At 47.0% G+C, this 13270-nt stretch carries 11 protein-coding genes; 8 read left to right on the forward strand and 3 right to left on the reverse strand.

Annotation, left to right across the window (positions count from 1 at the left end; genetic code table 11):
- Nucleotides 1-82: 82 nt before the first annotated feature.
- Entirely contained in the window at nt 83-1516 is a 1434-nt protein-coding gene (locus C170_RS28825) for a glycoside hydrolase family 1 protein (RefSeq protein ID WP_036617092.1), read from the forward strand.
- A 164-nt stretch (nt 1517-1680) separates the two neighbouring features.
- On the opposite strand, the gene C170_RS28830 is transcribed toward C170_RS28825, so the two are convergent.
- Nucleotides 1681-2349, reverse strand: a complete 669-nt coding sequence (locus tag C170_RS28830; RefSeq protein WP_036617094.1) for a phosphatase PAP2 family protein — start codon at nt 2347-2349, stop codon at nt 1681-1683.
- A 169-nt stretch (nt 2350-2518) separates the two neighbouring features.
- On the opposite strand from C170_RS28830, the gene C170_RS28835 reads away from it, so the two are divergent.
- Nucleotides 2519-3091, forward strand: a complete 573-nt coding sequence (locus C170_RS28835; protein WP_036617096.1) for a hypothetical protein — start codon at nt 2519-2521, stop codon at nt 3089-3091.
- 173 nt (nt 3092-3264) lie between these two features.
- Here C170_RS28835 and C170_RS28840 read toward each other — a convergent pair whose 3' ends face one another.
- Nucleotides 3265-4041 carry an AraC family transcriptional regulator gene (locus C170_RS28840; protein ID WP_036617099.1) on the reverse strand — a complete coding sequence of 259 codons (777 nt, stop codon included), beginning with the start codon at nt 4039-4041 and terminating at the stop codon, nt 3265-3267.
- Nucleotides 4042-4060: 19 nt separating this feature from the next.
- Nucleotides 4061-4642 (reverse strand): LysE family translocator, encoded by a 582-nt coding sequence (locus C170_RS28845; RefSeq protein ID WP_036617102.1) that lies wholly within the window; start codon nt 4640-4642, stop codon nt 4061-4063.
- 206 nt (nt 4643-4848) lie between these two features.
- Here C170_RS28845 and C170_RS28850 point away from each other — a divergent pair, with 206 nt between their 5' ends.
- The 6 genes from C170_RS28850 (at nt 4849) to mmsB (ending at nt 13246) form a co-directional block, all read left to right on the forward strand.
- Nucleotides 4849-5856 carry a substrate-binding domain-containing protein gene (locus tag C170_RS28850; RefSeq protein ID WP_036617104.1) on the forward strand — a complete coding sequence of 336 codons (1008 nt, stop codon included), beginning with the start codon at nt 4849-4851 and terminating at the stop codon, nt 5854-5856.
- 91 nt (nt 5857-5947) lie between these two features.
- A complete protein-coding gene (locus C170_RS28855) occupies nt 5948-7768 on the forward strand; it encodes a cache domain-containing sensor histidine kinase (RefSeq protein WP_036617523.1) in 1821 nt (606 codons plus the stop codon).
- A gap of 56 nt (nt 7769-7824) precedes the next feature.
- A complete protein-coding gene (locus C170_RS28860) occupies nt 7825-9123 on the forward strand; it encodes a response regulator (protein ID WP_036617526.1) in 1299 nt (432 codons plus the stop codon).
- Between the two features lie 318 nt (nt 9124-9441).
- Nucleotides 9442-10527 carry a multiple monosaccharide ABC transporter substrate-binding protein gene (gene chvE, locus C170_RS28865; protein WP_036617106.1) on the forward strand — a complete coding sequence of 362 codons (1086 nt, stop codon included), beginning with the start codon at nt 9442-9444 and terminating at the stop codon, nt 10525-10527.
- A gap of 21 nt (nt 10528-10548) precedes the next feature.
- Complete coding sequence (mmsA, locus tag C170_RS28870; RefSeq protein WP_036617108.1) at nt 10549-12114, forward strand: multiple monosaccharide ABC transporter ATP-binding protein; 1566 nt, start codon at nt 10549-10551, stop codon at nt 12112-12114.
- Nucleotides 12083-13246: a multiple monosaccharide ABC transporter permease gene (gene mmsB / locus C170_RS28875; protein WP_036617110.1), complete on the forward strand. Its 1164-nt coding sequence runs from the start codon at nt 12083-12085 to the stop codon at nt 13244-13246. Before mmsA ends, mmsB begins: the two co-directional genes overlap by 32 nt.
- Nucleotides 13247-13270 lie beyond the last annotated feature (24 nt).

Below are 13270 nucleotides of genomic sequence, written 5' to 3' on the forward strand. Positions count from 1 at the left end.
ATTATACCATGACAACAGGTGTCAGGGTATGGGTGGTACACTGGTTACATAGTCTTGTTGAGATATGAAGGAGGAACTGGTCATGACAATGAAAGAAGGATTTTACTGGGGTGGCGCTACGGCTGCCAATCAATTCGAGGGTGGATGGAACCAGGGTGGTAAGGGGCCAAGCACGTCTGACATGATGACAGGGGGAACCCACACGATTCCACGCCGGATTACGCCTGTATTGGAAGAGGGCACGTATTATCCGAGCCATGAAGCGGTTGATTTTTACGGACATTACAAAGAAGATATTGCCATGATGGCAGAGATGGGCTTCAAAATGTTCCGCATGTCCATCAACTGGTCCCGGATCTATCCAAACGGTTATGATCTGGAGCCAAACGAAGAGGGATTGCAGTTCTACGACAATGTTTTTGCCGAGTTGAAAAAGTACAATATTGAGCCGCTCGTAACAATCTCCCATTATGAAACGCCATTCGGTCTGACACAGAAGTATAACGGCTGGGCTTCACGTGAAGTCATCGATTGTTATATCCGTTATTGTACAACCCTGTTCAACCGTTACAAGGATCAGGTCAAATACTGGCTGACGTTCAACGAAATCAACTGTCTGACGATGCCGATGGGTGCTTATATGGCTGCAGGTATTCTGTTTGAAGGTAAAGAAACACTGGTGGACGGAGTGGATGATCCTCAGACTCGTTTCCAGGCATTACATCACCAATTCGTTGCGAGTGCCAAAGCAGTGAAGCTGGGGCATGAGATTAACCCTGATTTCCAGATCGGCTGTATGGTCGCTTTCATGACAACCTATCCAAACACATGTAACCCGGACGACATGTTGCTTGCACAGAAGAAAGACCAAATCTCTAATATGATCTGCGGTGATGTACAGGTTCGTGGAGCGTATCCTGGATTCGCCAAACGTTTCTTCGCCGAAGAAGGTATCCAGATCGAGATGCAACCGGGAGACGAGCAGACTTTGCGTGAAGGCTGCGTAGACTTCTATTCCTTCAGTTATTATATGTCTTTGGTTGAAAGTGCGGACGAGTCCCTCGAGAGAGCAGAAGGTAATCTGCTGGGCGGTATCAAAAATCCATATCTCGAAGCTTCCGACTGGGGTTGGCAGATCGATCCAAAAGGACTGCGTTACACGTTGAATCATCTGTATGATCGTTATCAGATTCCACTGATGGTGGTTGAGAACGGTCTGGGTGCTGTTGATGTGGTAGAGGAAGACGGCTCCATTCAAGATGACTATCGCATTGATTATTTGAAAGGTCACATTGAACAGATGAAAGAAGCGGTAGCTGACGGGGTAGATCTGATTGCCTACACCATGTGGGGATGTATCGACCTGGTTAGCGCATCCACTGGAGAGATGAAGAAGCGTTATGGCTTCATTCATGTCAACAAGGACAACGACGGTAACGGAGACTTGAGCAGAACACCGAAGAAGAGTTTCCACTGGTACAAAAAAGTCATCGAATCCAATGGTGAAGAGTTATAATTTGGTGTAAAAAAAACAGATCCGTCTGTTCCCTTAAATGGGACAAGCGGTCCATGTGGTCCTGAACGAATTCAGGACTACTATATATGAATATAAAAAATACCCGGCTATCCTTCAGTTAAGGAAGGCCGGGTATTTCTTTGTGTAGTTCCATAGCGGGCCGCCTAGGCCAACCTTCTGCTTTGCAGATGGGACATGCGCTCCAAATGCCGCCGATAAAACCATATGCATGTGGAGAGCCAGCAACCACTCAAGAAGTATCCGCCTACGATATCACTTGGATAATGCACCCCCAAGTAGATACGACTTATACCAATGGTCAGTATAAATACGGCGCTGGCAACAATCATCAGCACACGTCCTGTGACGGTGGGTACATGTTTCCAGATTAGAAAGGCCAGTCCACCATACAGGCTAAATGCTGCCATAGAATGCCCACTGGGGAAGCTATAGCCGCTCACTTCAATGATCCGGTTAATGGTAGGTCTGGCACGCTGGAATACCAGCTTGAGCAATGCATTTAACAGGGTTGAACCTGCGAGCACACAAGCCAGGAAGAGCAGTTCGCGTTTGTGTCGCAGGCAAACGTACAACACAATCATGGCGATGATGGTAATGAAGACCACTGGCATTTCGCTGCCGATCCAGGTGAAAAGGTGCATGAATTGTGTCATACCAGGGGATTCCAACCCCTGAATCCAGCCGATTAAGGTATCATCAAATCGATGAATCTGGTTGTCGCTGATGGACAGGGCGATGCTTATAAAAGCGATCATGCATAACGCTGCAACGAGCAGCGAGAATGAGATATTCTTTCTCCAGTTGTGTATCAAATGTTGAGTTCCTCCGTGATGGTTGATTTCGTATGTTGTGTCCTTGCGTATGTCGGACATAACGATATTTGTATTGTGCTATAATTTTACAATAAATATAGTAGCAATAAAAATATGTAACCTTAACAACGCTTATTCAAGCAGAGAATGTAGGAGGGGAGCGGTCGGAATGAAACGACGTTTGGTGATGTGCATGTTGATCTTACTGTTGGTTACGTCTGGGTTAGCTCTATTTCCCGGAGAGAAAGTGTATGCTTGCAGTTGTCTCGAGAGTGATGCTCAAAAGAGATTGAAGACCTACGCAGCAGTATTTACGGGAGAAGTGGTGAATAAAGGCAATTCTCAACAGTCGAAGCATGATGGTTTATTAAGAGAGTATACCTTTGATGTAGGTACTGCATGGAAGGGGGTTAATGCCAAAAAGATGAAAATCCTCGCGAGTGACGGAGGGTCTGACTCCTGTGGCATTCAATTTGAAAAGAATCAATCCTACCTGATCTATGCTTATCAATATGAAGTGGATCATAAGCTTCATACGAATCTGTGCAGTCGCAATGTTCCAATTGAACAAGCCGGAGACGATCTGAAATTGCTGGGTGCGGGCAAGCTTGTAAGTAAAGAAGATTTTGGAGAAACCACCGATGGGAGAAGTGAATATATCCAACTCATATTATATGGTGGAGTCATTTTATTGGCAGCGTTGGCAATCGTGTGGATATGGAAACGAAAGAAAAGAATCTGATTGCAGGTCTGATGAAAATTGAAAGTTGGATTGTATAACAAAAGGTTTGTATGATTGAAAAACAAGTCAATCCCCGTAAGAACGTCGAGGTACATCCGCGTTCCATACGGGGATTTTCAGGAGTGGCGTCAAAATTTCACCCATTTGGAGTCGAGATTATCGATCCGATGCAGCTAGTTCAGCTGCAACATGTATTCATAAGCTGTGACACCAAATACCCGTTTGAAATGTCGATTCAGATGGGTCAGATCGACGAATCCGCAATCGGCAACAGCAGCATAGACGTCCTTCTGCATTTCGATGGATTGACGGGCACGCTCTACTTTGCAGTTTAAGAAAAACTGGTAGGGGGATATGCCTGCTTGTGCTTTGAATTCACGGATAAATTGAAACTTGGACATGCCAAATTCGGAGCTCAGGTTGTCCAGCTTGAGCACATCTTCAGTGCTGCAAAACATGATTTCCTTGGCTTTGCGGACCAGGTTGTCCTGAGGCAACCAGAGCTTGGTGTCCATTTCCTTCTGAGCCAGCAGGTGAACCAGATCGAAGACCCGTTCGCTGCACTCGGCTTCGTTCTGTCTGAGTTGAACGGCATCGTTCAGCATCAGGATCTTACGTGCAAGCTCGGGATCATAGACGATGGGACTTCCAAAACGCAATTCCTTTTTGCCGATAATCTCCTCTACCAATTCCGGCTTCAAATACAGCATCACATAGTCAATGCCAGCCTTATCATAGGAGCTTCCATCATGGGACTGTTCACGGTTAAACAACATGACACCATTTTGGTGAGACGCCTGATATTGTCCGTCCAGGTTATATTGTTGAATGCCACGCAGGGTTACGCCAACCGCATACTCTTCATGGCAATGTTTTTTGTATGCAAAATCAGTAAAGCTGGCGGATAGTGCCAGCACGTCTTGCGACTTTTTATAGTTAAACCGTTCCATGCAGCACACCTCCCAAGCTTTAGATCAATCCGGATACTATAATGGCTGAGTATAACAAAAAAAGTGCCATGAGAATACTCAGTAATTTTTGGTGGCGATTCAGCAACGTTCTGAAAACCGTGCCAAAAACAACCCAACTGGAATAGGCCAGAAATCCAATGAATGTAATGAGCACCACGAACAGAAACGATGAGAATGAACTTTGATAAAAGGGCAATACATAACTTGGAATGACAGTGAAAGTAAACAAGACCACCTTTGGGTTCACAAATTGCATGATGAAACCGTTCCAGAATCCGGTAACTTGTTTCGGTGCATCCTCGGTGGTACCCATCTTGTAGATCTGGTACGCCAGATACACCATGTACAGGCCGCCGACAATCTGCATCACCTTCAGAATTCCGGGTAACACTCCCGCAAGAAGCTGATTAAGAAAAGCTGAAGCGGTAAGCAGCAGACCAAATGCCAACGTAGCTCCCCAGACATAACGCATTGTTTTTCGTGCGCCAACGATCTGTGTAGAAGAAAGAATTACGATATTGCTGGGGCCGGGGGTAAATGTTACGACGATGCAGTAGATTAAAAAAGATGCAAGATTCATAAGGATGATGCTCTCCTCTGGTTGTAGTTTAGTTTCATGATCATACGTCCAAAGGGAGAAACCATATAGTACATTATTGCAGCAGGTACACGGTTAGCAACAGGAGCTTGCTTTTAAAAGATAAGGGGTGGTTTTCTTTTTGAATGATTGCGTTTACAATTTAGACGATGTACAAGGTGATCAGACGACTTGAGGAAGTGAACGGAATGAAAAAAATGCTACTTGTTTACATTTTGCTAATCTCAGCATTTGCGTTGTATGTATTGAGATTCGAATACACCAGTCAGGTAAACAGTTCTTGGGAGGACCGGGGGCTGCGCGGTGATATCGGAGAGACGTATATCATGATTACATTCCAGTCCGGGCTGGAGTATTGGAAGAGCCCGCTCAAAGGTTTCGAGGATGCCGCGGATGCACTTGGCGTGACCGTAGAATATCGTGGGGCTACCCGGTATGATGCGAAGGAGCAGACCATGGTGATCGAGCAGGCTATCGCTCGTAAACCTGCGGGCATTGCCATATCTGCAATCGATCCTCAATCGTTAGTTCCAGCGATTAACAAGGCAATCGACGCAGATATCCCTGTTGTATTATTTGACGCGGATGCACCTGGTAGCCAGGCCTATTCTTTTCTTGGGACAGATAATTACAAGTCGGGTGTAATGGCTGCCGATAAAATGGCTGAACTGCTGGGTCGTGAGGGAGAGGTCGCGGTATTAACCTTGCCCGGACAACAAAATCATGAAGAGCGGACGAAGGGCTTCCGCGATACGATCAAGGAGAGATACCCTTCCATGCAGATTGTTGAAGTTGCAGACGGACACGGTGATGCGATGGTATCCAGAGACGAAACACTGAGAATGATGAAGGAACATCCGGAGCTAGCGGGTATTTTTGTGACTGAAGCTACCGGAGGAGCAGGAGCGGGTGAAGCCGTTCAAACTGCGGGGGACAGACATCCATTGCAGATTATTTCGTTTGATACAAATAAGGCTACATTGGATATGATCAAGAATGGTACGATCTCAGCTACAATTGCACAGGGAACCTGGAATATGGGATATTGGTCACTCCAATATCTGTTCCATCTGCATCACCAGTTAACGGTCCCTGCCCCATCCTCATCCGGTGAAAATGCACCGCTTCCCGTGATGGTGGACACAGGGATATCTGTGGTGACACGCTTGGATGTGGATGATTACTATGCCAAATAACAAAGGAGATTTCAAGAGTCCAAGGCCTTGGAGCAGGAGAGCGATTCTCTCCACTTTCAGGAACGGGATTCGGCGTTTACGCTTGCGTAATATGCCCCTTCGGTACCAGCTGATGCTGCTTTTTCTGTTATTCGCCATTGTGCCTTCCGTAGGGCTTGGGTTGCTTGTGAACTGGACGGTGGAGCGGGTTGTTGAACGACAGGTTGAAGGGCATACCATGCAACTGATTGGCAAAGTGAATGAAGCTCTGAACAGCAAAATGGAGAATTTGCAAAACATGACCTATCTGATTGCATTTGACCCGGATATTGATGCTTTTATGAACGACAAAATGCCACTGAATGATGAAGCAGGTATCGAACCGATGAACATGGACACCAATGCCGAAACGGAGCAAAATCGGTTATATGGCATCAAACAAACCTTGCAGGGGTTCACAACATTGTATCCTGAAATCGCCGGGATTGTTCTCGTCAATGCAAATGGTGACTATATTAGCAACGAGATGTATCCCCGAGCGGAACAGAGCCTGATCCAGGAAAATTGGTACCAAAAAGCTTCGGCCAATCCGGGCATCTTCATGGTGTTGGGTCAGCCGAAAGAGCGTAATCTCACGACACATGTACGCTACAAGGATGATGAGATTGTATCGGTTGCACGTTCCATAACAGATGAAGCGTCAGGACGTGTGCGGGGTGTTATTATGATTGATCTTAAACTAAGGTCCGTCTCTCAGGCTGCCCGTAATGTAACCTTGGGGAAATCCGGTTATGTGATGGTGACGGATGCAGAAGGTCAAAGTGTATACAAGCCGGAGCACCCGCTAATAGAACACATTCCCACAGACTGGTTCCCCTCCGGTGAGAGTGGAACATTTACCGCCGATACAGAAGGTGGAACGTTATTATTCATGTATCAGTCGTCTACCTTTACGGGTTGGAGAACGGTAGGGGTATTTCCCACAAGAGACTCGATATCCGAAGTACGCCAAATCCAGTTTTACGTGGTTAGCTTTGTATTTGTGGTGTGTTTGTTTGGCCTGAGTGCCTCTTTATGGTTCTCCCGTTCCATTGCTCAGCCTATTTTCCGGCTCATGTCCTATATGCGCAGGGCGGAGACTGGCAATCTCAGACCAGGTCGCTGGAGCGATCGCGCTGACGAGATTGGCATGCTTGGCAACAGTTATAACCGAATGCTGGCACAGATTAGACAACTGATATCACTAAATGAATTGAGGGAGCGGCAGAAGCGCGACGCTGAAATGCGAAGTTTGCAGGAGCATATCAAACCACACTTTTTATACAATACCTTGGATACGATTCATTGGATGGCACGCAAAGAAGGTGCAGAAGATGTGTCCGGCATGGTTGGCGCGTTATCTCGATTATTTCGCATAGGGCTCAGTAAAGGACAGGATTACATTCCACTGCACTCCGAGCTTGAGCATATGACCAGCTATCTGCAAATTCAGCAGACACGATACCGCGATCGTCTTCAGTATACATTGAATATTCCAGAGGAACTGCGGGACCTTTTTGTGTTAAAGCTGCTGCTTCAGCCCCTGATAGAGAATGCAATCTATCATGGAATCAAGGGCAGGCGTGGGCCGGGACACATTCGGGTGGAGGCCAGATTGGAACATAACAGACTGCTGCTGACCGTTCAGGATAATGGAGCAGGCATGTCCAACGAACGACTGGCCGAGATGCAGCAGCTGCTCGAAGCTCCTCTAGCAAGTTTGGAAGCGTCTTCGCCTGGGATGACAGGCAAAAGTTATGGAATGTTGAATGTGCAGGCCCGTCTCCGGCTGTCCTTTGGCGATGAGTACGGTATTGAACTGGAGAGCCAGGAAGGTGAAGGAACGAGTGTGACCATCATTCATCCGTTGATGCGAGAGCTCCCACCAATCTAGCAAATCAATAATGAAGAGAGGCAGGAGAATGAATGGGAAAATTCATAAAATCGACCGTGACAAATTCCACTGAAACAGATGAGACATCCGCATCGACCACAGTAATGGAGATTACGCCGGATAGCCATGTGGCGAAGAAATACCGCGTGCTCATCGCTGATGATGAACCGATCATTCGTGAGGGAATTCGGGATGCCATTGACTGGACAACTCTCGGGATGGAGGTTGTTGGTGAAGCGGAAGATGGCGAGGAAGCGCTGGAACGGGCGGCTGATTTGGGTGTGGATATTGTTCTCGTTGATATGAATATGCCATTTCTGAACGGAATCGAACTAATCCGTGCCCTTCAGCAGAAGTGTCCAGGCTGTCGTTACCTGATCATCTCGGGACATGATGAATTTGCATATGCGCAGGAGGCGGTTCGTCTTGGCGTAGAGGATTACATTCTAAAACCTGTGCAAGCAGAACAATTATATGCTGCACTTGAGCGATTGCATCAGCGACTTACTGAAGAGCACCAGAGGACGGCATATGTACAACAGGCAGCTCATCAGATTGAACGTAATATCCCGTTGCTTCGCCAGCGATTTATGCTGGAGTGGCTGGAGGGGCAGGCTGAAGGGAGGAATCTGACGGAGCAGCTTGTGTTTTTGCGGCTGCCCCCCGTCCCACCTGTGCAGATCGGGGTCGTACGCTGGCCTGCCGCTGAAGCTCGTCAGACGATACTGAGAGAGAATGATCGTCAGTTGTTTCTGTTTGCAGTGGAAAATATAATTAGTGAACTGCTGGGGGACGTGCCACATGTCCTGTTTCGGGACGTAAGCGGGTTGATCGGCATGTGTCTGTGGCAGGAAGCCCCTGAAGAAATAGAGTCCCTTCTGGAACAACAGATCAGTTCTTGCCTGAATATTGCCATTCATGCTCATGTGGAGACACATGCAGGGACACTGGAAGAAACGCCGGATACGTACCGTCATTGCCGTGAACGGGTATTCGGGGAAGTACAGTTGTCGCCTCTGGTTCGCCGGGCAAGACAACTTATTCACGAAGAATATGCCGAGCGGGAACTGACCCTGGAATCGCTTGCTTCCCGTCTACAAGTATCTGCCGTATATCTTAGTCGTGTGCTGAAGAAAGAGCTGAATGATTCCTTTGTCACGCTTGTCACGCATGCTCGCATTCGCAAGGCTATACAGTTATTAGATTCAACAACACTGCCGATCCACACCATAGCTGATCGTGTAGGTTATGATACCCAACATTATTTCAGCACTGCATTTAAGAAAACAATGGGCATTTCACCAGTGCAATATCGAAAGAACGGGGGGACAGCCTATCATCCTTCTGCGAATTAAATATCGTATTACAGTTATTCACTTAGACATGTGATAAATGAGATGGATGTGTTCTACTTCGTGTGAAGCGAAGTGGAGCATGTCCTTTTTTTTGACTCTGGAATGGTATCTCGTGGATCAAACTTATACTTTAAGCGTTTCCATCAAAAGTTAAATTTTTATAAAAAAGGTTCAAAACGTGCAAAGACCTTGCAGTATCTCCAATGCTACTATTGGTCTCAGATAGGAACACCAAGCAACAGAATGTACCACATGCATTGTAAGCGTTATCTTATAACTCAATCAGAACCGTATGATGTGAGGAAAGGGGAACTTCATATGAAAAAAGGAGCAATGCTCATCTGGCTTCTGGTGATGACCTTGATGCTCTCGGCCTGCAATCTGGCAGAGAGTGGGCCAGGCAGCAAAGAAAAGGGATATGTCGGTATATCGATGCCAACCAAATCATCAGAACGATGGGTGGGAGACGGGGAGAACATGGTCCGTCTGTTTCAGGAGCAGGGGTACAAAACCGATCTTCAGTATGCTGAGGACGTGGTTGAAAATCAGATTTCACAGATTGAAAACATGATCACCAAAGGTGTGGATGTGATGGTCATCGCGTCCGTGGATGGCAACACATTAACGGATGTGATCAAGAAGGCACATGACGAAGGGATACAAGTGATCTCGTATGATCGGCTCATTCGTAATACGCCATATTTAACCTATTATGCCACGTTCGACAATTTTAAGGTGGGTGTGCTTCAAGCCTCCTACATCGAACAAAAGCTTGGGCTCAAGGATGGAAAAGGACCGTATAACATTGAGCTGTTTGGTGGCTCTCCTGATGATAATAACGCCTATTTCTTCTTCGACGGTGCGATGTCTGTCCTGAAGCCGTACATCGATTCCGGCAAGCTGGTCGTGCGCAGCAAGCAGATGACGATGGCCCAGATTGCAACCTTGCGCTGGGACGGTGCACTGGCCCAGTCACGGATGGATAACCTGCTGAGTGCGTATTACTCGGGTGATAATCTGGATGCAGTATTATCTCCTTATGATGGAATCAGTATTGGTATCATTTCATCCTTGAAAGGGATTGGTTACGGTACTTCGAACAAGCCGCTACCCGTTATTACAGGACAGGATGCCGAACTTGCCTCAATTAAGTCAATTGTGGCCGGGGAACAGACGCAGACGGTGTTCAAGGATACACGGAAGCTAGCGGAGAAGACGGTAGAGATGGCCAATAGTATTTTGCAAGGAAAACAGGCAGAAGTTAATGACGAAACATCATATAACAACGGAATTGAGGTTGTTCCGGCGTATCTCTTGGATCCAATCTCAGTGGACCGTACAAATGTGGAGCAGGATATCGTTGGTACACAGTATTACACGAAGGAAGAAATCGGACTGAAATAATAAATGAAAGGAGCACATCCCATGGCCGGAATCATTCTGGAAATGAAAAACATCACCAAAACCTTTCCTGGCGTCAAAGCACTGGAAAATGTCAATCTGAAAGTCCGTGAAGGCGAGATTCATTCCATATGTGGTGAAAATGGCGCAGGTAAATCTACGTTGATGAAGGTACTGAGTGGTGTATATCCACATGGCACGTATGAAGGCGACATTTTATTTCAGGGCAAAAATTGTGAGTTCAAGGATATTAAGCAGAGCGAGGATCTGGGAATTGTCATTATCCATCAGGAGTTGGCCCTGATTCCCTACCTTTCAATCGCGGAAAATATATATTTGGGCAATGAGCGTGCCAGCAGAGGAATTGTCAACTGGAAGGAAACTTATGTAGGTACACGAGAACTGCTCTCGAAGGTGGGACTGAGCGAAAATCCAAACACGCTGGTATCCAGCATCGGTGTAGGCAAGCAGCAACTGGTCGAAATTACGAAAGCGCTCTCCAAAAAGGTGCGGCTGCTTATTCTGGATGAGCCAACCGCTGCGCTGAACGAGGACGACAGTGAAAATCTGCTGCAATTGATGCTGGAATTCAAGAAACAGGGCATCGCCTGTATCCTGATCTCACACAAGCTGAATGAGGTATCCAAGGTATCCGATTCCGTAACTATTTTACGGGATGGCAAGACAATTGAGACGTTGGATATGAAGAAGGAAAAAGTGACGGAGGACCGGATTATTAGCGGAATGGTAGGACGTGATCTCACCAGCCGTTATCCGGAGCGTCATGCCACCATTGGTGAAGTTATCCTTGAGGTAAAGGACTGGACGGTATATCACGAACATCATGCCGAGCGAAAAGTACTGGATCAGATCGATATGAATATCAGACGTGGTGAGATTGTAGGTATTGCCGGGCTGATGGGCGCTGGGCGTACCGAGCTTGCCATGAGTATCTTTGGCAAATCCTATGGCCGGAATATTTCGGGGCAACTCATTAAGAATGGTAAACCGATCCACAACAATACCGTCACGGAGGCCATTCAGAACGGCTTTGCTTATGTGACAGAAGACCGCAAGGAATACGGACTCATTCTAATGGATGACATCAAGCGCAATATTTCTTTAACGGGTCTGAGCAAGCTGACGCGAAACGCAGTAGTGAATGAGCGTGAAGAAGTACTGGTGGCGGAAAAGATGAAGAAAAGCATGAACATCAAAGCACCGAGCATTTTGCAGAAGACTGGTAATCTGAGTGGAGGCAACCAGCAAAAAGTGGTGCTCAGCAAATGGATTTTTGCCGGACCAGATATTCTTATCCTGGATGAACCTACCCGCGGTATTGATGTGGGAGCAAAATTCGAAATCTATACGATCATTCATCGGCTTGCTGCTGAAGGCAAGGGCGTACTGGTAATCTCATCCGAGCTTCCGGAGGTTCTTGGCCTGTGTGACCGGATTTATGTGATGAATGCCGGACGAATCACCGGTGAAGTCAGCCGGGAGCAAGCATCGCAGGAAACGTTGATGAGATATATGACCAAGTCTGGAGGCGGCAAGCATGGAAATGATAACAAAGCTGTTCAAAAATAATATCCGTCAATACGGCATGATTATTGCCTTGGTAGTGATTATGCTCTTGTTCGAGGTACTGACAGGCGGGCTGTTGCTCAAGCCGATTAATATTACCAATTTGATTTTGCAGAACAGTTACATTTTGGTGCTGGCGATCGGAATGGTGCTGGTCATCATTACCGGGCATATTGACCTGTCTGTTGGTTCCATTGCAGCCTTTGTTGGTGCCGTTGCCGCGATTATGATGGTTGATTGGCAGCTTCCGGCTTGGCTTGCAGTCATCGCTTCCTTGCTGGTTGGGGCTTTGATCGGTGCATGGCAAGGCTTCTGGATCGCCTATGTGCGAATTCCGGCATTTATCGTGACGCTTGCAGGGATGCTGCTTTTCCGCGGCTTAACGATGATCGTGCTGGAGGGGCAATCGATCTCTCCTTTCCCGGGTGGATTCCAGAAAATAAGTTCGGGCTTTCTGGCGGACATTCAATTCTCAGGTTTTGGTCTGGTATCTATCATTGTGGGTCTTGTGCTCACCGTTTGGTACATTGTCAATGAACTGCGGGAACGCCGTTCCCAGCGAAAATATGGATTCGAGGTCGTGTCAAAGGGACTATTTTTGCTCAAGTTGATTGTGGTGGCTGTTGTGACAAATCTGTTTACGTTTGTACTCGCAAGTTATGCAGGTATTCCAAATATCCTGGTCCTGCTGTTTGTCCTGATCGTTGTGTACTCCTTCGTTATGAATCGTACTGTCATGGGACGGCATGTGTATGCGCTTGGAGGTAATGAGAAGGCCGCAGGTCTGTCTGGGGTCAAAACAAAAAAGGTAACCTTCTGGGTTTTCGTGAACATGGGTACACTTGCCGCGGTATCCGGGTTGATCTTCGCCGCACGTCTGAATGCGGCTACGCCAAGAGCGGGTACCAACTTCGAGCTGGATGCCATTGCGGCCTGTTTCATCGGTGGTGCTTCCGCTTCAGGGGGCATAGGTACGGTATTTGGTGCCATCATCGGTGGTTTGGTTATGGGTGTGCTGAATAACGGGATGTCCCTGATTGGTCTCGGTATTGACTGGCAACAGGGGATTAAGGGATTGGTACTGCTGCTCGCTGTAGCGTTTGATATCTATAATAAAAATAAAAGATCGGCGTAACACTTGGTAAAATGAAAAAACAGA

It is taken from the genome of Paenibacillus sp. FSL H7-689 (assembly GCF_000517905.1).
Classification (GTDB): domain Bacteria; phylum Bacillota; class Bacilli; order Paenibacillales; family Paenibacillaceae; genus Paenibacillus; species Paenibacillus amylolyticus.